Origin of the sequence: Marinobacter salinexigens, assembly GCF_008370345.1 — a bacterium.
Classification (GTDB): Bacteria; Pseudomonadota; Gammaproteobacteria; order Pseudomonadales; family Oleiphilaceae; genus Marinobacter; species Marinobacter salinexigens.
The window spans coordinates 82,458-106,973 of record NZ_VTUU01000006.1 but is presented as its reverse complement, the minus strand read 5'-3'; the positions used below and the strand labels follow the sequence as shown (position 1 = coordinate 106,973).

At 57.8% G+C, this 24,516-nt stretch carries 20 protein-coding genes; 3 read left to right on the top strand and 17 right to left on the bottom strand.

Annotated features, from left to right (window positions below; all coding sequences use genetic code 11):
• The 5 genes from FWJ25_RS13285 to FWJ25_RS13265 form a co-directional block, all read right to left on the bottom strand.
• On the bottom strand, nucleotides 1-945 hold the full coding sequence (locus FWJ25_RS13285) for a DMT family transporter (RefSeq protein WP_149600743.1): 945 nt from the start codon (nucleotides 943-945) through the stop codon (nucleotides 1-3).
• Between the two features lie 45 nt (nucleotides 946-990).
• Nucleotides 991-2,433, bottom strand: coding sequence for a succinylglutamate desuccinylase/aspartoacylase family protein (locus FWJ25_RS13280; protein ID WP_438616568.1), 1,443 nt, complete (start codon nucleotides 2,431-2,433; stop codon nucleotides 991-993).
• A 148-nt stretch (nucleotides 2,434-2,581) separates the two neighbouring features.
• The gene (locus FWJ25_RS13275) at nucleotides 2,582-4,009 is read right to left on the bottom strand and encodes an efflux transporter outer membrane subunit (RefSeq protein WP_149600742.1); all 1,428 of its coding nucleotides are present in this window, start codon (nucleotides 4,007-4,009) and stop codon (nucleotides 2,582-2,584) included.
• Nucleotides 4,006-7,161: an efflux RND transporter permease subunit gene (locus FWJ25_RS13270; protein ID WP_149600741.1), complete on the bottom strand. Its 3,156-nt coding sequence runs from the start codon at nucleotides 7,159-7,161 to the stop codon at nucleotides 4,006-4,008. Before FWJ25_RS13270 ends, FWJ25_RS13275 begins: the two co-directional genes overlap by 4 nt.
• A 5-nt stretch (nucleotides 7,162-7,166) precedes the next feature.
• A complete protein-coding gene (locus FWJ25_RS13265) occupies nucleotides 7,167-8,351 on the bottom strand; it encodes an efflux RND transporter periplasmic adaptor subunit (RefSeq protein WP_149600740.1) in 1,185 nt (394 codons plus the stop codon).
• Nucleotides 8,352-8,507: 156 nt separating this feature from the next.
• On the opposite strand from FWJ25_RS13265, the gene FWJ25_RS13260 reads away from it, so the two are divergent.
• Nucleotides 8,508-9,155, top strand: a complete 648-nt coding sequence (locus FWJ25_RS13260; RefSeq protein ID WP_149600739.1) for a TetR family transcriptional regulator — start codon at nucleotides 8,508-8,510, stop codon at nucleotides 9,153-9,155.
• On the opposite strand, the gene FWJ25_RS13255 is transcribed toward FWJ25_RS13260, so the two are convergent.
• On the bottom strand, nucleotides 9,152-10,789 hold the full coding sequence (locus tag FWJ25_RS13255) for an MBL fold metallo-hydrolase (RefSeq protein WP_149600738.1): 1,638 nt from the start codon (nucleotides 10,787-10,789) through the stop codon (nucleotides 9,152-9,154). The genes FWJ25_RS13260 and FWJ25_RS13255 overlap by 4 nt on opposite strands.
• A 288-nt stretch (nucleotides 10,790-11,077) precedes the next feature.
• Here FWJ25_RS13255 and FWJ25_RS13250 point away from each other — a divergent pair, with 288 nt between their 5' ends.
• Nucleotides 11,078-11,503, top strand: coding sequence for a thioesterase family protein (locus FWJ25_RS13250; protein WP_149600737.1), 426 nt, complete (start codon nucleotides 11,078-11,080; stop codon nucleotides 11,501-11,503).
• On the opposite strand, the gene FWJ25_RS13245 is transcribed toward FWJ25_RS13250, so the two are convergent.
• The 5 genes from FWJ25_RS13245 to FWJ25_RS13225 form a co-directional block, all read right to left on the bottom strand.
• Nucleotides 11,489-12,778 (bottom strand): MATE family efflux transporter, encoded by a 1,290-nt coding sequence (locus tag FWJ25_RS13245; protein WP_188093632.1) that lies wholly within the window; start codon nucleotides 12,776-12,778, stop codon nucleotides 11,489-11,491. The genes FWJ25_RS13250 and FWJ25_RS13245 overlap by 15 nt on opposite strands.
• A gap of 212 nt (nucleotides 12,779-12,990) precedes the next feature.
• A complete protein-coding gene (gene tpx, locus FWJ25_RS13240) occupies nucleotides 12,991-13,488 on the bottom strand; it encodes a thiol peroxidase (protein WP_149600736.1) in 498 nt (165 codons plus the stop codon).
• Nucleotides 13,489-13,609: 121 nt separating this feature from the next.
• The gene (locus FWJ25_RS13235; protein WP_149600857.1) at nucleotides 13,610-14,830 is read right to left on the bottom strand and encodes a Bcr/CflA family multidrug efflux MFS transporter; all 1,221 of its coding nucleotides are present in this window, start codon (nucleotides 14,828-14,830) and stop codon (nucleotides 13,610-13,612) included.
• A gap of 228 nt (nucleotides 14,831-15,058) precedes the next feature.
• On the bottom strand, nucleotides 15,059-15,970 hold the full coding sequence (locus FWJ25_RS13230; RefSeq protein WP_149600735.1) for a LysR family transcriptional regulator: 912 nt from the start codon (nucleotides 15,968-15,970) through the stop codon (nucleotides 15,059-15,061).
• 207 nt (nucleotides 15,971-16,177) lie between these two features.
• Complete coding sequence (locus FWJ25_RS13225; protein WP_149600734.1) at nucleotides 16,178-17,329, bottom strand: alpha/beta fold hydrolase; 1,152 nt, start codon at nucleotides 17,327-17,329, stop codon at nucleotides 16,178-16,180.
• A gap of 196 nt (nucleotides 17,330-17,525) precedes the next feature.
• On the opposite strand from FWJ25_RS13225, the gene yihG reads away from it, so the two are divergent.
• Nucleotides 17,526-18,428 carry a 1-acylglycerol-3-phosphate O-acyltransferase, YihG family gene (gene yihG / locus FWJ25_RS13220; RefSeq protein ID WP_149600733.1) on the top strand — a complete coding sequence of 301 codons (903 nt, stop codon included), beginning with the start codon at nucleotides 17,526-17,528 and terminating at the stop codon, nucleotides 18,426-18,428.
• Between the two features lie 5 nt (nucleotides 18,429-18,433).
• On the opposite strand, the gene FWJ25_RS13215 is transcribed toward yihG, so the two are convergent.
• Genes FWJ25_RS13215 through FWJ25_RS13190 form a run of 6 tightly spaced genes read right to left on the bottom strand, consistent with a single transcriptional unit; the run spans nucleotide 18,434 to nucleotide 24,340 of the window.
• Entirely contained in the window at nucleotides 18,434-19,531 is a 1,098-nt protein-coding gene (locus tag FWJ25_RS13215) for a S41 family peptidase (protein WP_149600732.1), read from the bottom strand.
• 44 nt (nucleotides 19,532-19,575) lie between these two features.
• A complete protein-coding gene (locus FWJ25_RS13210) occupies nucleotides 19,576-20,394 on the bottom strand; it encodes a hypothetical protein (protein WP_149600731.1) in 819 nt (272 codons plus the stop codon).
• Entirely contained in the window at nucleotides 20,394-20,852 is a 459-nt protein-coding gene (locus FWJ25_RS13205) for a YcfL family putative periplasmic lipoprotein (RefSeq protein ID WP_149600730.1), read from the bottom strand. The genes FWJ25_RS13210 and FWJ25_RS13205 overlap by 1 nt, the downstream gene beginning before the upstream one ends.
• The gene (locus FWJ25_RS13200; RefSeq protein WP_149600856.1) at nucleotides 20,849-22,093 is read right to left on the bottom strand and encodes a COG3014 family protein; all 1,245 of its coding nucleotides are present in this window, start codon (nucleotides 22,091-22,093) and stop codon (nucleotides 20,849-20,851) included. The genes FWJ25_RS13205 and FWJ25_RS13200 overlap by 4 nt, the downstream gene beginning before the upstream one ends.
• The gene (locus FWJ25_RS13195) at nucleotides 22,077-22,718 is read right to left on the bottom strand and encodes an LpoB-related protein (RefSeq protein WP_149600729.1); all 642 of its coding nucleotides are present in this window, start codon (nucleotides 22,716-22,718) and stop codon (nucleotides 22,077-22,079) included. The genes FWJ25_RS13200 and FWJ25_RS13195 overlap by 17 nt, the downstream gene beginning before the upstream one ends.
• A gap of 20 nt (nucleotides 22,719-22,738) precedes the next feature.
• Nucleotides 22,739-24,340 carry a carboxyl-terminal protease-like protein gene (locus FWJ25_RS13190; RefSeq protein ID WP_149600728.1) on the bottom strand — a complete coding sequence of 534 codons (1,602 nt, stop codon included), beginning with the start codon at nucleotides 24,338-24,340 and terminating at the stop codon, nucleotides 22,739-22,741.
• Nucleotides 24,341-24,516 lie beyond the last annotated feature (176 nt).

The following is a 24,516-nucleotide window of genomic DNA, read 5'->3' as shown; positions in this document are numbered from 1 at the left end:
TCAGTCAGTTTGGAGATAGCCCGGCGTGGGGCGACCAGCCCGGGTGGCGAGCAACAAACCGGTGAGAATGAGCAATCCGCCGATCACATGGAACAGTCCGATCCTTTCTCCCAGGAAGGCCCAGGCCAGAACTGATGCAAACACTGGTGTCAGATAGATAAAGATGGCTGCTTTTGACGGGCCGACCTTGAGCACACCGTGGTTCCAGAAGGCGTAGGCGAGCAGTCCCGGGAACAAACCGAAATAGATCAGTGGTATTGCTGTACTCCGGGACAGTTCAAAACCGCCACTGAAGAACAGGAAGTCCGTCAGGTAGAACGGCAGTACGACCACCGTGCCGAGCAGGATCTGGGCGGTCAGGAAGGTCAAGGGCGGCAGAGGAACGGCCTGCCTTCGCAGCAGTACCGAGAACAGTCCCCAGCTGAACACCGCCGCCACCATGATCAGGTCCCCCGGCTGGGCCTGCAACCCCGTAATAACTGAAAGGTCTCCCCTCGCGACAACGGTGACGATGCCAAGCAGGGCCAGCCCAATGCCGATGATCTGTAGCGGCCGGGTACGATCACCCAGCAGCAGCCAGGCAAGCAACGCCACAAAGATGGGAATGGTCGAGTTAATCAGTGCGATGTTGGTGGCGGTGGTTGTGGTTGCGGCGATGTAGAGCAGCGAGTTGAACGCACCGACGCTTAGAGTCGCCAGGGCCAGCATGGATCCCAGATGTTGGCGAATGGTATGGCGATGGCGCCAGACACCGGGCAACCCGAAAGGCAGTATAACGGCCAGGGCTATGATCCAACGCCAGAAAGACATGGCTAGCGGCGGAATGCTGTCCACGGTTCCCCGGGCGACAACGGCATTACCGGCCCAGAACAGTGGGGTCAGGACCAGACCAATGTAAGCCAGGCCCGGAATTTTAGCGAGGAAACCAGAGTTTTCGGAAGACACGCATACTCCTGTGGCGCTGCAGCCCCATGGGAAATGCGTAGCATACTACTCTCCGGGCACTTCTGCCTCTGTACCAATGTGGTAGGCTGCAAAGCCTGCCATGACAACCTGGTCCACCGCCATTCCGATGATCCTGCCGTCGCTGCTGGAGCGGATCGGGTATTGGGCGTTGGTAATGGGGTCCGCTACGTAGCCGAGGATTTCCCCTTTCGACACCCGGTCGCCCAGATCAATCGAACTGAACAGGATGCCGCCGTATTCTGCCCGCACCCAGGCTGAATCGTAGTACACGGGTTCCGGGTCGCCCCAGACAAACATGCGCGAAATCATCCCCTGTTTTTCCATCAGGCTGTTGAGGCTGTTTACCCCGGCGTCGATCTGGTGTTCCTGAATCCGGTGCGACTCACCGGCTTCCAGCGTGACCGTGGTGATCCCGGCATCCACTGCAGCGTTGCGCAACATGCCGGGCGAGCCGGTACTGTGAACAACGGCCATGCGGTCAAAGCCACGGGTGAATTCGGCTACCGCGGGGTTATTCATGTCGGCGCGTAACTGGGGTAGGTTGGTACGTTTGAGTGAGCCGGTATGGATATCCACCAGCATGTCGCAGTGTTTAATGATGTTTTCAAACAGTGAGTAGGCAATTCGATCCGCCAGGCTGCCGTTCTCGCTGCCCGGGAAGTGGCGGTTCAGGTCCCTGCGATCTGGCAGGTAGCGGCTTGCCTGCTGGAAGCCCGGCAGGTTAACGATGGGAATGCCGACAACGCGGCCGGAAAGCTTTTCGGGATCCAGGTCATACATGGTCCGGCGGATGATTTCGATGCCATTGAGTTCGTCACCGTGGACAGCGCCTGTCAGGCACAGAGTCGGGCCGGCGTTGGCGCCATTCACCACCAGCACGGGGGTCGGCTGGGACAGGCCGGCAATCTGGATGCCGGGCGACCAGGCCAGCCTCGTCGAGGTGCCGGGGAGCACTTCATTGCCCAGCAGGGTCAGGCTGGTGGCCGGTTCCTGCACCGCTTCCTCTGGCGCTTCGGGATCAACTTCAGGAACGGGTTCCAGTTCTGACTGACCAGTGAGGTCTTCCCCGGTCACCATGTCGGGTGTGGCTGGCGCAGCAACCTGGGGTTCCGGAGCCGGAGGTGGTGCAACTTCCTTCAGATCAATATTGGGGGCAACTTTCTTGGCGGGATTGTCTGGTGTATCCGTACCACGGCTGCTCGCTGGTCGTTCGAGCTCTGGCTCAGGTTCGGCGGTGCTGCCGGCTGACGGGGCCTTGCGGGGCTCAGATTGCTCGATGTCTTCTACGCTTTCATCTTCGGCGAGTTCGGCAACGATCACGCTTCCGGTTTTGCTTTTTGCAACTGGGGCAGGTTCCTGGCTTTCGGTTGTTTGTGCCATTCCTGGCAGGCTGAAGAACAGCGCGCCGGAAATCAGGCAGTAAAACAGAGGGAAGGGGATCGATTTTCGAATCCGTAGGGAAAGCATAAGGCCTCGCGGTTGGTCAGACTGCGCTCAAGGATAGTGGCCCCGGGGCTGTCATGAATACCGCTGTGACAAAGTTTTAATGCCATTTTCATAATGGCGCGCACGGTACCTGGCATTTGCCAGGCACCGTGCGGCCAGAACAGGCAGATTATGTAGAAGAGGCGGACGGCTCTTCCGGGGAGGTCTGCGGTGCTTTTTCCCCGCCACCGAGGGAGCGGTACAACGTGATCCGGTTGGTCAGTTTCAACCGTTTCACTTCCACCAGAGACTGTCGAGCGGTAAGTAGCTCACGGCGGGCATCCAAAACAGCGAGGTAATCGTCGGCACCGTTTTCGTACCGCACTTCAGCCAGGGTCAGGCTGCGCTCCGCGGCCTTGACCAGAGCTGCCTGGGCATCTTCCTGCTCTTTCAGGTAGGAGCGTGCAGCGAGGGCATCGGCGACCTCCTGGAATGCGGTCTGAACGGTTTTCTCGTAGCTGACCACGGATTTTTCCGTGCGGATTTCAGCAACATCCAGATTGGCGCGCAAACGTCCGGCGTTGAAGATCGGAATATTCACGCTTGGTGCAAACGACCAGGCTCCGGAGCCACCCTCAAACAGGCCGGAAAGGTCCGAGCTGGCTGTTCCGGCGGAGCCGGTAAGGGTAATGGACGGGAAGAACGCCGCCCGAGCTGCCCCGATATTGGCGTTGGCCGCCTTCAGTGTGTGTTCGGCCTGGCGGATATCCGGGCGCAGGGTCAGCACCGATGCGTCCAGGCTTTCCGGCACATCGGCGAGGAAAGCTATCGCAGGGTCAATGACATTGCTCTCACCCAGTTCGGGCACCGGGCCGCCGACCAGTACTGACAGGGCATTGAGGTCCTGGGATACCTGTTGGCGGAATTGTGCGCGGTTGGCCCGTGCCGATTCCAGAGCAATTTCTGCCTGCCGGACAGACAGCTCTGCGCTGAGTCCGGCGTCGTAGCGGCGTTGCACCAGATCCACGGAGGATTGCTGAGAGGCAACCGTCTCTTCGCTGATTTTCAGCTTCTGCCGGTCAGACAGTAAAGTCAGGTAGGCATTGGCCACTTCTGAAATCAGGGTAATGCGGGTGCTGCGGACAGCTTCTTCGGTCCCCAGGTAGGTCTCCAGTGCGGATTCGCTAAGGCTGCGAACCCGGCCGAAGAGGTCCAGTTCATACGCTGCGACACCCAGCCCTACGCTGTACTGGCCGCTGACGTTGCTGCTGCCGGTACTGCTCAGGTCTGCAGGCAGTCGCTGGCGTGTGCCGTCAGCACTGGCACTGATCTCCGGGTAGAGGCCGGAGCGTTCAATGCCGTAGAGCGCCTGAGCTTCTTTCACATCAAGCAGAGCAAGCTCGAGATCCCGGTTATTGTCCAGGGCCTGCTCCACCAGTGCTTTCAGTTGTGGGTCGGTGAACAGGCTTTGCCAGTCCGGTAGCGCCAGTTCTCCGGTTGCTGTATCGGCTGAGCCGATGACCGCAGGCACCGGGCTTTCCGGTGCCTCGTATTCAGGAATCATGGAGCAGCCGCCCAGGGTCAGGGCGACGGCCAGCGATGTAATCAGTGGCTTCACGAATTTGCCTCCCGGGTTTCCAGAACCGATTCGGATTCCGCTTTTGAGCCAGTCAGCGGAACACCGGAGATCCGGCGCACCAGTACGTAGAACAATGGGATAAAGAAGATGGCCAGCGCTGTTGCTGCGACCACGCCACCGAACACCCCGGTACCGATGGCATTGCGGGCACCAGAGCCTGCGCCGGTGCTGAGCATCAGCGGTGTGACACCAAGGCCGAAGGCCAGTGATGTCATCAGGATCGGGCGCAGTCGCATGCGTGTTGCTTCCAGAGTTGCCCGCAGCAGGCCGCGGCCTTTCTCTTCGAGTTCCTTGGCGAATTCCGCAATCAGGATGGCGTTCTTGGCCGAAAGACCGATGGTCGTCAGCAGGCCGACCTGGAAGAACACGTCGTTGGACAGTTCCCGGAACGTGGCCGCCAACACGGCACCAATGATGCCCAGTGGTACAACCATCATCACCGCAAACGGAATCGACCAGCTCTCGTACAGTGCCGCCAGACACAGGAACACCACGATCAGTGACAGGGCATAGAGGGCCGGAGCCTGGCTACCAGCCTGCTTCTCCTGATAGGACAGGCCTGTCCATTCAAAGCCGAAGCCTCCGGGCAGCTCACTGGCCAGTTGCTCCATGGCGGCCATGGCATCACCGGTGCTGTAACCCGGGGCGGCGTTGCCCTGGATGTTCATGGAAGACACCCCGTTGTAGCGCTGCAACTGCTGCGGTCCGTGGCTCCACTCGCCCTCGGAAAAACTGGCAAAGGGAACCATTTCGCTGGCACCGTTGCGGACATACCAGTTGTTGATGTCGTCCGGCAGCATCCGGAAGGGCGCATCGGCCTGCACATAGACCCGCTTGATCCGGCCATTGTCGGTGAAGTCGTTGACGTAGCTGGAGCCCCAGGCTACCGACATGGTGGTGTTGATGTCGGCCAGCGATACACCCATGGCCCGGGCTTTCTGACGATCCACATCCAGATGATACTGAGGCGCGTCTGGCAGGCCGCTGAATCGGACCTGGCTCAGGGCTGGATGCTGGTTGGCCTGGGCGATCAGCGTATTCAGGGCCTCTACTGTGGCTTCATGGCCCATGCCTCCACGATCCTGAAGCTGGAAGTTGAAGCCGCTGGCGACACCCAGCGCTGGAATCGACGGCGGGTTCAGTGCAAAGATCACCGCTTCACGCACCTGGGAGAATGTTCCCATGGCGCGGCCGATAATGGCATTGACGCCGTTGCGCTCAAGATCCCGTTCGCTCCAGTCCTTCAGGCGAACAAACGCGATGCCGGAGTTTTGGCCTCGCCCCGAGAAGCTGAAACCTGCGACCGAGAACATGGATTCAACCGCTTCGGCTTCATCCACCAGGAAGTGGTGTTCCATCTTTTTCAGCACTTCAATGGTCTGTGCCTGGGTGGAACCTACCGGCAACTGGACCTGTGCCAGCAGGATGCCCTGGTCCTCATCCGGAAGGAAAGCAGACGGCAAACGCATGAAGCTGAAGGCCAGTGCGCCAACGACGGCGACGTAGATCAGCATGTAGCGTCCCCAGCGGCCGATGATTTTTTCGACGCGGCCGGTATAGCGCCCCGTGGCCTTCTCGAAACTGCGGTTGAACCAGCCGAAGAAACCGCCTTTGGTATGGTGATCCCCTTTGTGGGGCTTCAGCATGGTGGCACACAGGGCCGGGGTCAGGATCAGCGCCACCAGCACGGACAGCACCATAGCGGAGACGATGGTGATAGAGAACTGGCGGTAGATAGCGCCGGTTGAGCCGGGGAAGAAGGCCATCGGTACGAATACAGCGGATAGAACCAGGGCGATACCTACCAGCGCCCCGGTGATCTGCCCCATGGATTTGCGAGTGGCTTCCACGGGCCCCAGCCCCTCTTCGGCCATCACCCGCTCGACGTTTTCTACCACCACGATGGCATCATCTACCAAAAGACCGATGGCGAGCACCATGCCGAACATGGTCAGCGTGTTCACTGAAAATCCGAACGCGAACAGCACTCCGAAAGTACCCAAAAGAACCACTGGTACGGCAATGGTCGGGATCAGTGTTGCCCGGAAGTTCTGCAGGAACAGGTACATCACCAGGAAGACCAGGACGATACCTTCAAACAGCGTTTTGACCACCTCCATGATGGAAATTTCCACAAACGGCGTGGTGTCGTATGGATAATCGACTTCCATGCTTTCCGGGAAATAAGCGCTCAGTTCAGCAATGCGAGCCCGTACCCGTTCTGCGGTATCCAGAGCGTTGGCTCCGGACGCCAGGTTGATCCCCAGACCGGCCGCAACCTGGCCGTTGAAACGACCCTGGATGGCATACTGTTCAGAACCCAGCTCGATGCGGGCGACGTCGCTAAGCTGGACCTCGGAGCCGTCCGCAGTGACCTTAAGCAGGATTTCGCCAAACTCTTCCGGTGTCTCGAGTAGGGTTTGGACCACGATAGAGGCCGTCAACTGCTGTTCTTCGATCGATGGCGTGCCACCGAGTTGCCCGCCGGCAACCTGGTTGTTCTGGACTTCGATCGCTGAGGTGACATCGGCAGGTGTCAGGCTGAACTCGTTAAGCTTGTTGGGGTCCAGCCAGACCCGCATGGAGTACTGGGAGCCAAACAACTGAACCTGGCCCACGCCCTGAACCCGGGCAATCGGGTCCTTGATGTTGGCGCCCACGTAATCCGCAATATCCGCGCGGGTCATGCTGTCATCGTTGGATGTGAAGGCCAGTACCATCAGGAAGGTGTCTGAGGATTTGGTGACCTGAACACCCTGCTGTTGCACCACCTGCGGCAAGCGGGGGGTGGCCAGCTGAAGCTTGTTCTGCACCTGAACCTGGGCGATGTCCGGATCGGTCTCCGCCGCAAAGGTCAGGGTAATCTGTACGTTCCCGGAGGAATCGCTGGTTGATCCCATATACAGCAGGTTGTCGATGCCGTTCATTTCCTGCTCGATAACCTGAGTGACCGAGTCCTCAACGGCTTCTGCCGATGCACCGGGATAGGTCGCAGAAATAGTGACCTCCGGGGGCGCAACGGTTGGATATTGCTCTACAGGCAGGCTGTAGATCGCGAGCCCACCGGCCATCATCATGATGATGGCGATGACCCACGCAAAAATTGGTCGATCAATAAAGAAACGTGCCATGGGTATCAGCCCCGGGAGTCAGTGTCTTGGGTGTTGGTGTTAGCGGTTTCGCTGGCGATATCCACAGGAGTGACCAGCGCGCCGGGGCGTATCTTCTGCAGTCCGTCTACGATCAGTCGGTCACCTGCGTCCAGGCCAGAGCGGATCAGCCACTGGTTACCAATGGCCTTCTCGGTTTCCACCTGGCGTTTCTCCACGGTGTTACCTTCACCAATCACCATAGCCACTGCCTGACCATTCGGTTCGCGGCTGACAGCCTTCTGGGGAACCAGAACCGCGTTGCTGCGCTCAGCCTGCGGAAGTTGAGCGCGCACGAACATGCCCGGTAGAAGTGCCTGCTCCGGGTTCGGGAACAAGGCTCTCAGGGTGACCGAGCCAGTGGTTTCATCAACTGCGTACTCTGAGAACTGAAGTGTGCCTTCGTGGGGATAATCGCTGTTGTTTTCCCGCACCAGTCGCACCGGAGCCTTGTCATCTCCCAGGGTTTCCAGCTGTCCGCTGGCAAGGGCATCGCGAAGCTGCTGCAGCTCGCCGTAGGACTGGGTCAGGTCAACGTAGATTGGGTCCAGCTGACGAATGGTAACCAGAGCAGAGGACTGATTTGCGGTAACCAGTGCACCGGCGGTGACACTTGAACGGCTGATGCGACCGCTGATCGGAGCCTCAATGCGGGTGTAGTCAAGATTGATCCGTGCGGTATCGAGCGCAGCTTCAGCGGCAGCTACCTGGGCGCTGGAGGCGTTGAAAGTGGCTCGGGCCTGATCCAGCTCCTGCTGGCTGACTGCGCCGGTCTTGATCAGTTTCTCATAACGATTGGCGGTAAGTTCAGCCGATTCCCGGTTTGCCTTGGCATTCGCCAGGTCGGCCCTGGCACTGGCAAGTGCTGCCCGGTAAAGCTTGTCGTCGATCTGATACAGGGCCTGGCCGGCTTCAACGGTTTCGCCTTCGTCAAACAGGCGTTCTTTGATGAGCCCCGTGATCTGGGGCCGTACTTCGGCAATCTGGTAAGGGGTGGTGCGGCCGGGCAACTCATTCACCAGGGTAAATGGCTTCTCCTCAACCACAACATAGCCGACGTGTGTTGGCGGAGGTGTTGCTGCTGCCTGGGCAGAAGCCTGCTGTTCACCGCACGCGGACAGCAGAAACGATGTGATCAGCAATAAAAGTACGGATTGCGTAGAATGGCGCATGTTTACCTCAACGGAACTGAGTGACCGGGCATGAGAATTGAGAGGCCTCAACCGGACGGATACAGGGCATGTCAGTGAAACTACGATGATACATACATACACGAATGTATGTATAGTGACAAATACTATGTTTGCAGAACTTTTACAGGAGCGGTCATGGCTCGGCGTACGAAAGAAGATGCCCAGAAGACCCGGGAGCTGTTGATTGAAGCAGCGGAAAACGTGTTCTTCGAGAAGGGGGTTTCCAAAGCCTCGTTGAACGACATTGCGGTTGCCGCAGGCGTTACCCGGGGTGCAATTTACTGGCACTTCAAAAACAAACACGATGTGTTTGAAGCCATGATTGAACGCCTGAAAACGCCACTGGAAATGTTACATGACGCGATCGAGCACCCGGACGAGCCTGATCCGCTCGGGCGTTTCCGGGAGCTGATTATCTATCTGACCCAACAGATCTCCCGGGACCCCAGGCGCCGCCGGGTTTATGAAATCATGTTCCTGAAATGTGAACTGACGGAGCAGAATGAACCGCTGGGTAGCAAACACCGTCAGGCCTTTCTGGATGGAACGGTACGGATTCGGAAGGCGCTGGAAAGCGCACTGAAACGAGGTCAGTTGCCTGCTGATATCAATATCGAGCAGGCTATCGTACAACTGCATGTACAACTGACAGGCTTGATTTATATGTGGCTGCTGCTTCCCGGCTCCTTTGATTTTGAGCGGGAAGCGGAGCACATCATCGACACCTATTTCTACGCCCTGCAACACTGCTTTGGCGCGGATGGACTGACCTGCGGCGGCTAACCGGCATCGGTGATACTCCAGACTTCATCCCCGAGCCGGGCCCTGCCATCCTGTTCCAGCTTCAGCAGGTGCGCCAGAGCAGACCGGGCGGCCAGGCCATGCAGCGCGGGCGGTACGTCATCATAGGCTGCTGCCGTAACCTCCTTCAGAGTGCCCGGTGAGCATTTCTTCAGGGCTTTAACGACCTTGTGTTCCCGCGCGAGCCGGTGCGTGATCAGATGATCAATGGCAGATTCCGGCCGGCCCATCAGGAAGCCGTGGGCTGGGGCAATATAGCGCATTGGTTCGGCGAGCAGCCCGTAAAGAGACTCCAGGTATGCCTTCATATCACCGTCTGGCGGGTTAATGACAACGGTTGACCCCTGCATGACGTGATCCCCGGAAAACAGCAGTGCCTGATCGGTCAGCAGGAAGCAGATGTGGTTGCTTGCATGACCGGGCGTGTGGATCGCCTTGAGCTCTCCAGCCTCCGTATTGATGACCTCTCCATCCGACGGCTGATGATCCGGGGTAAAGCCTGAATCCTGCGAAGGTCCCTCGGGCGCAGGCAAACCAACCAGCTTGCAGGCTGTCTCACGCTGCAGAGGCTTGGCGCCGGGAGAGTGATCCCGGTGAGTATGGGTGACCAGAACCTGATCAATTTTCCCGCCAGTTATTTCAAGAATCCGCTGGATATGCGCCGGGTCATCCGGGCCTGGGTCAATAACCGTAAACCGTTCGTGGCCGAGGATATAGGTATTGGTGCCGGGCCCGGTCATAACGCCCGGATTGGGGGCAGTGAGCCGGATAACCCTGGCTGCAACTTCCACCGCTGTTCCGGCAACGATCTCGGCATGGGCCAGCCCTTCACCCTCAGGGTCCAGCTTGGCGACTTCGTCATAGGCTGGAGAGCCGGGTTCCAGCATGACCGGTTTGCCTTTCCTGAGCGCTGGCCACTCCTTGTCGGGTACTGCCTCCGGCGGATTGGCATGGGCATAGCGCATGAGTTCATCCGTGCTGGAGAAACTGCTCAGAACCCGGAGAGTCTTGATCGTTGGCCGCCCGAACAACCGTCGCCCGGAACGATGATCCTCCAGCGCCTGAGCGGGATTGATCCAGACATGATCGATGGTCTCGTTGCCATCATGGCTGGCAACCTGGCCTTCCGGTGCTGTGGCGACAAAGAATCGTGTATCAAACCGGCGTGGAGGCCCCGGAGGGGTGGTCCAGTGGCTCAGATAGGCCAGCCGGTCGAGAGGAATCGACAACCCGTGTCGCTGGCACACCTGGGCTAAAGATAACTCGCCCCGAAACACAGAGTCCCGATCAGTATGGACGCCATGGCTGGCACCAACAGCCTTTCCCTGCGCATCAACAGCCAGAAGAATGCCGGCTTCCTCAAAGCATTCCCGAACGGCAGCCAACATAAAATCAGCCCCGCCCTCATCCAGGCTCATGGTCCGACTGATCTGTTGTTCATCCAGCCCCAGAACGTGCTCCCGCGCCGCCGATTCACTCTGATCCACCGCGCCACCGGGAAACACAAAATAACCAGGCATGAACACCGCCTCCCAGGTGCGTTGCAGCAACAACACCTCGATTCCAGCGTTGGTATCCCGGACTAATATCAGAGTGGCAGCAGGGCGAATATCCATAGTGTTCCCGATCTTTTAATTATGTTTGGTCTGTCAGGTGCGCGAAAAAAGCCGGATCGGGGCCGCTGAACAGGTTATTCAAAACTGTGCGGAGCCATGGATGGCGGAGCGCAAGCGCCACAGGGACGTGCTTGAGCGGGTTTTGAATAACCTGTTCAGTGGCCCAAACGCCAGAAGTTGTTGCGCAAGGGTCCAATAAGCAAGATAACTTAATTCACCGCAGGATGAACAGCAAAACCCAAAAGCGTATGATTCAACCCTAATCAGAACCTCACACAGGACTCCCAAGTGGCCAGAATCAAACTCGCCTTCCCTGACGACGCCTTCAGCTTTACCACAGACATGCCTGTCCGAATCACCGATATCAACGGTGCCAACCACTTGGGCAACGATGCTCTGATCTCTATGTTGTCCGAGGCCAGAGCCCAGTTTCTGGTGCACTTCGGCGTTCAGGAAGCCGATGAAGATCACGTGGGAATTATCGTCACTGACCTGGCAACCATGTACCAGTCGGAATCCTTCTTTCCGGAAATGCTGCGCTTCGAAGTAGGTTTGATGGATTTCAATAAATACGGCGGTGACTTTGTGTTCCGGGTAACCAAAGCAACAAGTGGACAGCCAGTCGCATTGGCCAAATACGGATTTGTGTTCTTCAACTACCAGCGTAAAGAAGTCGTGCCCATGTCGGAAGCCTTCCGTTCACGCTTCAGCTGAAACCGAATCGTTGCGCAGTTTGGCCATACCGGCGCGGTAGAAACTGTAAGCCATCATACCGGCCAGCAGATTCCCGATCAGAGCGCCGGTCATCAGCCCGGTCAATTCACCAAACTGGGAGCCCAACCAGAGCAGGGGCAGGTAGCAGGCAAACAGCCGCAAGGTTGATACAAGCAGAGCCCGCATGGCCAGCCCGAGTGCGTTACAGATAGATACCATCAGCATGCACACGCCCAGGCCGCTGTAGCTCAGGGGCACGCGGACCAGATAATCTCCGAGTACTTCCTGAACATACTGATCGCTGGAAAACAGATCGGAAACCATACCGGACGCGGCGAGCCATATAATCCCGATAGCCAGCTGCCAGCCCACCACGAAACGCACGGCAATCCGCACCAGTTGGCGAATCTGCTCAATCTCTCCCGCGCCCCGTAACCGTCCGATCATCGGTGGCATCGACATGGTGAGCGCCAGCACGACAACAATCGAGAAGAACTCAAGACGGGTTCCAAGTCCCCAGGCCGCAACCGCGGCTGAGCCGAACCCTGCTACCAGAGCCGTTGCCAGCATCGCAGAAAGCGGTGGCATCAACTGACTGACCATCGCCGGGGCCATAATGCCGCCAAGCTGTCGCAGGGTCTGGAACAGCTGGAGATTGCCCAGATCGAAACGCAACCAATGGCGGCGAAGGAGAGTGGGGTAAACCACCAGGGCTCCAATGCTGAAGGCGGTTAACGTGGCCCAGGCAGCACCGGGAAGGCCCCAGTCGAACACGAAGATGTAGAGAGGATCCAGGGCGATATTGAGCAGACTGGTAGCGATCATCATGTAGCCGGGGACTTTGGTGTCGCCATTTGAACGGCAAATACTGTACCCGAAATACACCATCGCCCCGGCCCAGGCGGATAACAGCCAGACCCCCCAGTAACCATGGATGGTCGGCCGCAGCGCCTCGCTGGCCCCGAGCAGATCAAGAATCAGATCCTGAAGTAGCCAGACGGACAGGCAGAGCAGGGCTGCCAGAGAAGCGCCGGTCGTGATGACCAACCCTCCAAGACGGCGTGCGCGCATCTCGTCGTTCTGCCCCAGTGTGCGGGAAATGATGGCGGTAGTGGCGATACCAAGGCCAACGTACATCCCGCTGACCAGTTGCTGTATGGGTACGGTAAAGCCCAGTGCAGCCAGAGGATCCCGGCCCAGTTGACCAACAAAGACGGAATCGGTCAGTTGGAAGGTCATCAGTGAGAGCACACCGAACAGCATAGGCCAGGTCATAGAGTAGAGCTGGCGGGGGAGGCTGGTGGCGTTTGTAGGGGGGCTCACGGGGTGATGTCCGGTTCCGGTTGAATCTGGGTTGGGAAGTCTAACACCCATTCGTGCGGGGCTGGCATTGCCATCCATGGCAATGCACAGTCTGTGAGGGCTGATTCGTACGGCTGACACCGGGCATCGGGATTGTCTGCCCGGGAAAGCGGGTAGTCGTCTACTTAGAGAGCCTTCAGCGCAGCGTCGTAATCCGGCTCTTCTTTGATCTCGCTGACCAACTGGCTGTATAGAACCTTGTTGTCTTCGTCCAGAACCACGACTGCACGGGCGCAGAGTCCGGCCAGCGGACCGTCCTGAATGGCGACGCCGTAGTCCTGCTGGAAGCTGTAGTTACGGAAGGTGGACAGTGTTTCCACGTTTTCCAGACCTTCTGCACCACAGAAACGGGAGGATGCGAATGGCAGATCCGCGGAGACCACCAGAACAACGGTGTTATCCAGGCTGCTGGCCTTTTCGTTGAACTTTCGGGTAGAGGCCGCACACACGCCGGTGTCGATGCTGGGGATGATGTTCAGGATCTTGCGCTTGCCTGCCCAGTTGTCGAGTTTGACTTCTTCCAGACCGCTGCTGGTCAGGGTGAAGGGCGCGGCGTTGTCGCCAGCTTCAGGAAAGTTGCCACTCAGTTCAATGGGTTCGCCGCCGAGGGTTACCTTGCTCATATCAATACTCCTTGGTGTTGGGTAGGTTGGGCCCGGGTATTGGGATCTACTCTGTTTAGTCCAATTTGGACTATCTTGCATCCTAACCACCACTCAAGGAAAGCCCACCAACGGCCAATATCTACTGGGCCGAAGCGCTTTCAGGCTCAAAGCCCGGAGCCGGATTGCTCTGGACCACCAGCAGATAAGCGGCGAGGGCCAGCCCTGCGCTGCCGCAGATCACGAGGGCCATCACCAGCGAGGTACCATCGTGAAGGTGCCCGACGAGCGCGCCAGCAATCGCGGCAATGGCCATTTGTGCAAACCCGAACAGGGCAGAGGCAGAGCCAGCCATGCGAGGGAAGTTGGCCAGCGCGCCAGCCATGGTCTGGGGTAACACCATCCCGGTGCCCGCCATGAAAATGGCTTGCGGAATGATGACCGCCCATGGGCTGTAGACGTTAGCCATCGCCAGTCCGGCCATGATCACGCCACCCGCAACCGCAACCAGAAGACCTCTGACGAGAATCTGATCCGGCAGTAACTTGCTGCTTAGACGCACGGCCGTCATATTTCCGGAAACATAGCCAACCACGATACCAGCGAAATACAGTCCGAAGTGTTCGGGTTTTACCTCAAGAAAGTCGATCAGAACAAACGATGAGCCGGACAGGAAAGCAAACAGGCCGGAGAAAATCAGGGCGTTGGTCAGGGTATAGCCGAGGAACGTCACGTCGGTGGCTATGTGCCGGTAATTCCGCATGAGGTTGCATAGCTTAAGGGGCTGACGATATTCCGGGCGCATGGGTTCCGGCATGCCGATCGCTACAACAACTGCCATCAACAGTGCATACACGGCCAGTGTTGTGAAAATGGAAGACCAACCGAAACTGGTAACCAGAAAGCCGCCAATAGTTGGTGCAACTGCTGGTGCAAGGGCCATCATGCTTGCAAGGATAGCCAGGATTTTTGCCGCTTCCCGTGGGGTATAGATATCCCGGATAGCGGCCCGGCCAAGCACGGGGCCGGCAGATCCACCCAATGCTTGCAGGAACCGGCAGGCCATAAGGGTTTCGATATTCGTGGCAAGTGCGCAGCCAACACTGGCGATGGCGAAGAGGATCATGCCGCAGATCATGATGGGCTTACGCCCAAAGCGATCTGCCAATGGGCCATAGGCCAGCTGGGCAATGGCAAAGCCTGCCATGTACAGGCTAAGCGTCAGTTGTACCTTGTCTGTTCCTGTGCCGAATTCAGAACCAATCTGGGGCAACGCTGGCAGGTACATATCCGTCGCAAGCGGACCCAAAGCCACGGCGGCGGCGAGTAGAACGGTTGTCCAGATGCTGGTGAGTGCGAGCATTCGATGTCCATACCTTACATTGGGGGTAGGCGGGAGTGGGGTGCGCTTTCCAAAACCCGCTCCTGGCGGCACATCCATGTGGCGCTTGAGCTCCGCCATCCATGGCTCCGCACAGTTTTGGAAAGCGCACCCCACTCCCGCCTTCTGGCTGAAGGAGTGAGTCTAGGGAGTGTTCAGGAAGAAAATAACGGTGCTTCGCTAATACAACGTATGAATGAAACTAATTGATTAGCCGGGAAGCTTATTCATCGTGGCCGCAACGGCATTAACCTGATTGCGAAGCCAGCGATGCGCGGGGTCATTCTGATTGCGGCGGTGCCACAGCATCAGCAGGGTAAAAGGCTTGTAGTCGAACGGCAGCGGCACCGACGGAAAGTCTCGAAGTAAGTGCTTGCTCATCAGTTGCGGTGCCGTCGCCAGCATGTCCGTGCCGCGAAGAAATTCAGGAATACCGGAAAAGTTCGAGACCGTAACAGCACTTCGGCGAGAGACGCCACGCGCAGAAAGAGACGTCTCGAAAGCGGGCTTCTCGCCCGAGGCAAACAAAACGGAAATGTGATCTGCCTGCAGGTACTCTGCGAGATCACGGGGTGGTCCCCGCCGTTCTGGATCGTAAAACACGGCCATATGATCGGCCATCAAACCCCGTTGCATGATATCCGTGGCTTCCGGTGCGTGGGGCGAAATAATCAGGTCGCAGGCATCCTTCCTCAGCATGTCGGCCGTTGGAATTCCTGATGGCATAACCTGAAGGCTTATCCCCGGTGCTTCCCGACGCAGGGTTTTAGACAGACCCGGGAGCAGCAAGTCCCGCTGGTAATCATTCGCTGCGATGGTAAACGAGAACTCGGCAGACGAAGGGCTGAATGGCGGGCCCTTCGAGAGGGATTGAAGGTCATCCAGAATCTGCCGGATATGAGGCCCCGCCTGAACAGCATACTGTGTGGGGACGATCCCCCTGCCGGACTTCACAAACAGAGGATCACCAAGGCTCTTCCGCAGCCGCTCCAGTGTATGGCTCACGGCAGACTGGGTAACACCGAGGCGCTCTGCAGCGCGGGAAACACTGCCTTCGTCCAGTACGGCGAGGAAGGTGCTCAGAGCACGAAAGTCCAGATTCAATATATCAACGGGGTTCATGGGTTGCAGTGTAACTGGACTGTCTGGGTGTAGCCAGAACCGGGATTTGTTAGGTCGAAGGCTGTGGCGAGGTTATCGGAGGCGAGTGTGGGGAATGGCGTGCCAAAACTGTGCGGAGCCAGGGATGGCGGAGCTCAAGCGTCACATGGACGTGCTTGAGCGGGTTTTGGCACGCCATTCCCCACACTTGCCGGCATACACCAATAACTAGTCAGACCGCTCAGCCAGCCACTCCGCCATCTCCAGCCAGCTTTCCTTCGGCGCCTTGCTGCCCGCCAGAATCCCCATGTGGCCGCCGGGAATTACCCGGAACGTTTTATCGCTGGAGCTGACATGATCCATCACCCGCTTGGCGGCACCTGGTGTGACCATGGTGTCCTCCTTGCCGGCCACTGCCAGTAAGTTGGCACTTACATTCTCAAGGCGGGCAACGTCATCACCAATCTGGATCTCGCCTTGGGAAAGCTGATTATCGATCCACACACGAACCACCGTATCCTGAATGATACCGCCGGGGTAGGCGACCATCCGGTCAAGGAACGCCGACGTTGTGGCATGGTTGGTGACAAACTCCCGATCACCCAGGCGCACAATCAGTTCCCAGTAGCCCATCACACTGCCGATAGGATTAGTGAGCTTGAAACCGATGGTATTGGCCCAGCCCGGGGTATGGAACCACTGGGGTTTTACGTTGTGGATACGAAAGCCCGTCCGGTTGCGCACCACCTCGGCTGCTCCCGAAATACGCCGGTACATCCAGCCCATAAACCCGGAGGCATGACTGTCGATGGGCGAACCCAGAACGATGGCATTGCGGACATGCTGATCCTGACTGAGGGCCGAATAAAACAGGGTGAACATCCCGCCCATGCTCCATCCATGCAGAGACAACTCCTGCTCGCCACTGTGCTCTCGCACCCGGTTCAGGTAAGCCGGCAATAATTCAGCGGCGTAGGTGTGCATGTTGTAGTGGGTGTGCTCGCGCCCCGGTACGCCCCAGTCAATCAGATAGACCTCGAAACCCTTGGCCCGCAGGAAACGCACCAGGCTGCGTTGCGGAAACAGGTCATAGATCAGCATGTTCACTGCCAAGGGCGGGATGATGACGACCGGTGTCCGGTGAGTTTGGCGTTCTACAGCGATAACCTCGTCACCCAGCTGGATGGAGTCCTCTCCCAGCGGCGGGTAGTAGCGGAGGCTGACCAGACCGTCGCTGTGCAGCGTTTCGAATGGTGTCTGACCTGCCTGAACAAGGCTGGCCGCGCGGAATACCCGGTCGAACGCATTGCCTGCATAACGTGCCGTTTGACGGGTCAGGCCAGAGGCTTTGCTGGCGGCTGTTTTGATTAGATTTGGCATCGGGCGGCCCTTGGTGCGTTATCCCAGAGTGTGAGCATGATCAGTCGGTGCAACACTAACCTACGGGGCCAGGCAGGCCTATGGCAAAACCGTCCAGGGAGGCAGGCATAATAGTCATATCCGGCCACTGCCCATTGTCGAAAACGGCTGTTATTATGGCTCGCCTCAGGAGTAAACAACCAACAACAGGAATATCATGCTCAGCTTCCTTCCAGCTCCCGTTATCGGCGTCCTAAATTCGGTTCTGCTGGGTATCAACACCCTTTTCTGGTGTCTGCTTCTCTACATTCCGGCGGTGTTGAAGCTGATTATTCCGGTTAAGGGATTCCGGGTGCTGTGCACCCGCCTGATTATCTGGATTGCCGAAGCCTGGGTGGCAGGAAACGTTGGCTGGATGACACTGACACACGGCACCCGCTGGCAGGTGGATGGTGCCGACCAGCTCAAGCGTGAAAGCTGGTACCTGGTGTTAAGCAACCACCAGAGCTGGGTGGATATTGTGGCGATGCAGCGGGTGTTCAACCGTAGGGCGCCGTTCCTGAAGTTTTTCCTGAAACAGCAACTGATCTGGGTGCCGGTCATTGGGCTGGCGTGGTGGGGGCTGGATTTTCCATTCATGAAACGCTACACCCGGGAATACCTGATCAAACACCCGGAAAAGCGTGGCGAGGACCTGAAATCCACCCAGAAAGCCTGCGAAAAGTTCCGCTACACGCCTGTGAGCGTGATGAACTTTGTAGAAGGTACACGCTTTACCCAGAGCAAGCACGACAAGCAGAAATCACCTTATCAGCATCTTCTGCTGCCAAAGGCGGGCGGCGTTGGCTTTGTGCTGGATGCGATGAGTGATTCCATCGAAACTCTGGTAGATGTCACCATAGCCTATCCGAATGGCGCACCGACCTTCTGGGATTTCCTCTGTGGCCGGGTGCTGGAGATTCACCTGGATATTCGCACTTCCAAAATCCCCGCCCACCTCAAAGGCCATGACTATTCCAGCGATGGAGAACATCGCAGGAACGTAAAGGACTGGCTGGCGGGGTTGTGGCAGGACAAGGACGCGCGGCTGGAGCAGATGCTGGACAGCCGCGACGAGTGACCGACCTATCGCGCTGCAGCGAAGGCCGCAGCGAATTCGGGATAGATCTGGCTGGTGGCGTTTACCACATCACCGAAGTTCGGATCGGTACCGTGCTCGGCTTTCAGATACTGGGCCATGTCTGCCAGGGAGCGAAAACTCATGTCAGAGGTTGAGCGTACGTAGTCCCAACCGCCGATGCTTTCGATGGCGGTACTGCGACCGATATCTTTTCCGACAGACGAACCAACGAAACCACCCAGCAGGCTCCCGAAGGGCACAGATTCCAGAGCCTTGTTAGCCGCGTAGGCACCTGCCGCTGCGCCAACCACGCTGCCGGCGGTCGCGCCAATGTTGGCATTCAGGGCCTTGTTGACCCACTCGGCTGTAACCCGATCGCTGGTATAGGGGCTCATGTACTGCCCGGAGTTGTCCCGGATCACCAGGCTTTTGCGGGCTTCTTGCTCTGCTTTCTGCTGACGCTCCTGCATCACGGCGGTTAGCAATTCCATGTCGCTCTGTTTGCCCAGAGATCGGGTAAGAGTAATCGTCTTTGGCGTCGCGCTGTCAGGACTTTGAACGGTAAGCTGAACCTCGGTTCCAGGTTCACCCCGGATAAGCCATGTTGCCTGATTCAGGTTGAGAGTGCTTAAGCTGACATCCTGGCTATCGGGCGTTGGTTTCACTGACAGTACCTGGTCGCCGATGGTTAATTCCCCGTTCTCATTGGCACTGCCACCGGGAGCAATCCAGAAGATAAAGATCCCGGAGTCAGTTTGTTCCATAGACGCGCCAATGAGCCCGTTTCCGGGGTGATCGGCTTTCGGGATCGGATGACTGGATACGCTGCTCGGGTAGGACGAGCCGTCGATGTCCGCACACCACCAGGTGTAGTTGAAGGTTTCTGGTTCTCGGGTCACTGCAGACGATTGTGGATAAATCCGGATGATTTCGCCGTTACGATCCTGTCTGGCGCAGTCGGTGTATCCGGCATAAAACCTCTGGCCGGCATTCATCTGAGCTGGATCTGAAGGTATGGGTATGGATGATGAACTGGCGCAGCCGACGAGTGACGCAGCCAAGGGGGCCAGGATCAGGATAGATCTGGGGTTCAGTGCCTTCAAAACAGAATTCTCCTCAAAATGGGCTGCGAAAAAAGGCCGCTGTGTCAGCGGCCCAGTTTCGCGATAGTCTGCAGTGCCAGTTCCTGGCCGATTTCGTCCAGGGTGACCGTCTGCTCAACCTTCTGAAATCCGTGATCGGTGGCTTTCCACTGGTGGGACTTGTCCTTTTCCGGTGGTACGCCGTTGGAACTCAGCATGGCTCGGATAGCGCCATCGCGGACGTCCAGCACTTCAATTTCGAACTTGTCGTGGGCCAGCTTGCGGAAGACCAGTAGCATGTCTGCGTGTTCGCCCAGGGCTCTCATTTCCAGGCGACGCTGGTCCGGTGACAGGCGGGAGAAGTCTCCGGTTTCCAGTGCGTTGTCGGTAATCCGCATAATGGCGTCTCGATCTACCACGGTCACACCGGCATCGTTCAACTGACTGACCAGACCACTTTGCAGCTCAAACGCAGGGCCTGCCGGAGCAGAGCGACGGTTTGAGCGATATTCACCTTGGGCAGCGACCTGTCCCTGACCATCAAGGTTAACCTTGCCATCTGGCACTTCGCCCTTCAGGGAGCCCCGGGCAGAGACAACACCTCGGGTGTTGCTGCTCCAGTCGCTGACCTGATCGTCAAAGCTGCGGTTCCAGAACACGGCAACCCTTGGTGTTTCACTGCCAAAGGCAGCGCGGAATCGCTTGATGATGCTGTCCGCACTTTCCTGACGCTGTGGAGCGTTACGATCGTTGATCAGATCATCGTCGGTCAGCGGCTTCTGGGCGGGTGCCATCATGGGAGCAGCTTCGTGAGTCTGGCTGGCTGCCAGGCTCAGGCCGGGTGCCAGCAGCGGCACGCAGAGTGCCAGGGCCAGTCGTTTCATCAGTTCAGCTCCCGGATTTCCACTCTGTACTGCAGAGGCTGCGTGGAGGTGGACAGTTCACGGTAGGTCGATATGCTGTTTGCCGGTATCGTGCTGCGCTGCCACGTAGGTTTGACGTCGGCCGGGACACCGTCCTGATCGAAGAACTGCGTTCGTGCCTCGATTCGATAGTCGTAATCGGTGTGGTTGCGCAGAACCGCATAAACTTCGGTTGTACCTGTCGCGGTGGGCCGTTGGCCGTGCTGAACCAGTGACAGACGGTAGCGCTCCTTATCACCGAAGATGCCTCCGTCCCAGGAACGACTGAGGTTGTAGTCGGTGAAAACCACGGAATTCATGGTGACCGGTGCAGTGCGTTCTGTCAGTTTTGTGCTGTCCGCCGACCGGTAGGGGGCGCAGCCTGCAACAAGGCTGGCTCCAATGGCCAGGGCAGTCAGGGATTTCAGAATACGGGTCATTGGCTTCCTCCTGGAGTCGGGCGACGGGAAGTGGCAAATGCCAGGCCGGCGCCGCGACCATCAAATTTGAACTCGGTACTGTCCGTGAGACCGGGCACCGGCCGGCCGTTTTCGTCGAGGAACCGGATGGTGACCGGGTCCCCTGCAGTGGCCGTCACCGGCATCAGATGGATAGTGTCTGGCAGGCCGTGCCAGTAGCGGATATCGGCACGGGTGTTGGCAGAAGCCGACATGCCGTCTGCCGCTACGCTGATCAGGCTGATGGCGGCAAAGCCAGCGGCGGCGGCACCACCGGCAGCTGCACTGAACCCGGCCAGGGTACTGTTCTGACTGACGTTGCTCAGGGTCGAGCCGACGGCGCGGGTGTTTTCCTTGTACTGGATCTGGCCCTCAACAATGCGATCGATTGCCCGGCCGCCACGAGTAGACGCCTGGAAGAAGATGTCTTCCATTGGATAGACCGGGGACCATTCTTCACCGTTGCGGTACTCGGCTCCGACATCCCGGAAATTCTTGCCCCGGCGATAGACCAGTTGGTAGTGGCCAACACCATCGCCAAGCTTGCGGGGTGAGTTACCGGTTTCGACCAGGAGCAGAGCATTGTCGCTGGCGTCCGGGATGGGGGCATCCGGGCGGTAGAGTTTCAGCTCTTCGAAGTGCTCTTTGGCGAGCTGGTCGCTACCCATCTGCATGGCGGACCAGCCGGCGAGGTAAAGTAACAACGCGAAATCGGTGCTGTTCTGTTCTTCTTCGGCGAAAGCATCCTGAAGCAGTCCTGCCAGGAAGCTGGCCCGGGCATTGCCGTAGTCGCCTTCTTCAAGGTAGATCAGCCCGAGGTAGAGATAGACCATCGAGCGCTCGTAGGGTTCGCCCTTGAAGTCCTTCTCGGCTTCTTCGTACCAGATACTGCGGGCCTTGCGGGCCGCATCGTTATCGGCGTAGACGTTCTCGATCTCCAGCCTTGCCTGAGTCAGGGTATTCTTGGCTTCCTGGTGATAACCGGCGCGATAGGCCTTTACCCCGATCTCCATGAGGTTCAGAACCTTGTTACGCTGGCCTTCCTCGAACAGGTTCTGGAAATCGGTTTTCAGAACGTCGGGTTTACCGCTGACCAGCGACTGTTCTGCCGGTGCCAGGTCGGCCCGGTCATAGACCTTCGGGCCGGTGGCACAACCAGCCAGGGTGCCGGCGATCAGCGTCGCCAGCACCGGCTTCATCATTCCCTTATCGGTAGACCACATTATCACGGGCTGCTTTCCTCATTTCGTAAAGTCCGCTCCACACGATGGTGCCCAGCTCGAGATCTACCATTTCGAAGGTTATCTGGCTGTAACGGGACTGGGTGCCGGTATTGCGGTCGATGGCATCGAGAGAGGAAATGCGGCCGCCAAGACGGAAGTCTGCGCCAGCCTGGGCAGCCGTCTGGCGGATCGTACCGCCGTCAACTGCGCCATCACGTTTCAGGTCACGTTCTTTCTGGACCATGTCGGAGAAATGGCGACCGACGAAAATCATGCGGCCATTGGCGGCACGGTTCAGTTCGATTCGCAGACGGTCGGTGAGCATGTTGGTGTTGATCACTGACGTGCTTTCGTTCTTGATGTATTCGTTGTCGATAATGATGCGAGGCGACGTCGAACGGCCAGTCAGCATAGGATTGGCCAGCATGTCTCGCATCATCTGATCGGTCATTGCCACCACGTCCTGGCTTTCGATGCCCACGCCGCCCACAGCACCCGTTGTGGAGACGTCTTCATAGACGCTGGGCTTGCCTTTGATGTTCTCGTTTGGGGTGGCACAGCCAGACAGTACCAGGGCGGTCGCAGCCGCAGCGCAGACTGATGTTAGTGCATTCTTCTTGAACATGTGTTTCTCCGTTATTCGTCTCAGTAGGCTTGCGCGAGGGCGTCGGCCAGCTCAGGGTAAATTTGAGAGGCGGCATTCATCGCATCCGTGAAATTCTGGGTATCGCTGTACTTGAAGCGCAGGTAGCGAACCATGGACTGCAAGTCATCAAAGCTACGGTCAGAACTGCCTTCGATCGCTTCCCAGCCACCAGAGGCGCTGATAGCGGTCTGGCGACCAACCTGGTTGCCGATTTCTGAACCGATGGCACCGCCAAGGAAACTGCCTACGAACGGTACTTGTTCAAGGGCTTTCTGCCCTACATAAGCACCCGCTGCTGCGCCGAGGCCGGAGCCGGCGGTCGCACCAATGTTGGCGTTGATAGCAGAGTTGACCCATTCGGCCAGAACGTCATCGCTGGTATACGGGCTCATGTATTGCCCACGGTTGTCCTTACGCACCAGCTGCTCGATCAGCTCTTCCTCGGTAGGAATGTAGATATTGCCATTCTCGTCCCTCAGAGTGCCAGTTTTTGCGGCAATAAGAAGTTCCCGGGACGGTTTGCGGTTGTCCATCTGGCGAACAATGTTCTCAGGCAGGCCTCCAGCTCTGAGCTGCTCGCGATGAGCGTCGGTAAACTCCGGGTAGTAAGGCACCCAACCACGATTTTCTTCGTAGTAGGACATCGTATGTACCTCACCCCGTGCCAGGTCCGCACTGTAGGTAGCGATCTTGGCTTGTTCCAGTTCATCGTCAGACGGGTAGGCGTTGAGCATGTCCACCAGCAGTTCGTCTTCGGTGGAGCCGCTGTCGAGCGCCTGCTTGAGATCCAGACCAGTCAGACCAGAAGGCCCGATCAGCCAGGCCTGATGCTGCTCGGCAAGGAGGTCTACATAGCCAGGGATACCCGTGTTTCTCAGGTGGTAGGCGAGGGCGTCGGTTTCCGGGGCCAGTTCCACGAGCTGCAGGGTGGCGTAGGGTCGATAGACGGACAGGGAGTCCGAGCCTCGCAAATACTGGGCGATCTGTTCCGGAGATGACAGATCAAGCTGATCAAAACGGGATTTCTGGGCAAGTACGGTATTGATCACCTGGGCATGATGGGCATCGTTCGCTGCGATGCGGGCTTTCTCGATTTCATCACTGCCGCTTTGAGGTGCTGTCATATTCATATTCCCCATGGTGCCGAGAAACAGCAGGGGGGTTGGGAAATACAGGGAAAAATAGCCGTCTACGGTGTAGTCGACGGTGGATTCCAGCAGAACCTGATCGTTCCAGGTCAGGCTCATGGTGTCTTCGTAGATCCATTCATCGTGGCCCGGAATGAGGCTCAGGGTCACAATGTAGCCAATAAGGCTGAGCGCATTCATGTTGGTGTCAACATGCTCTACGGTGTGTCGGACCTCAATCTTGGGAAGGTCACCCGAATCCGCGTTCAGCCACTGGGCAACGTCTTTGTCATCGACCTGGAAGGGGACAACGATCTGGTCGGCCTGTGCTGTTTCGTAAGCTGCGATACTGGAGGTATCAAATCTGTGCACCTGGCAACCGGAAAGAATCAGCGCACTGGTGATGGCAGCGGCTGAAAGCTTTGCCCGGGATCCAAGGCAGCGGGTGGCGGCGTTCTGAGCTGGTGAGCGCATAGACTACTCCGAAAATTGAAGACCGTGATGCAGTCCCCAAAACCGGAGACCCATTTGTTAATGGGCGAATATATAAATAATTATTAATAAAAGAGATACACCCCATTTGGGGGTGTGTCTCTGAAACGCCTTGATTAAAGGCAGGAAATTCGGATTTGTTACAAATTAACCGAATG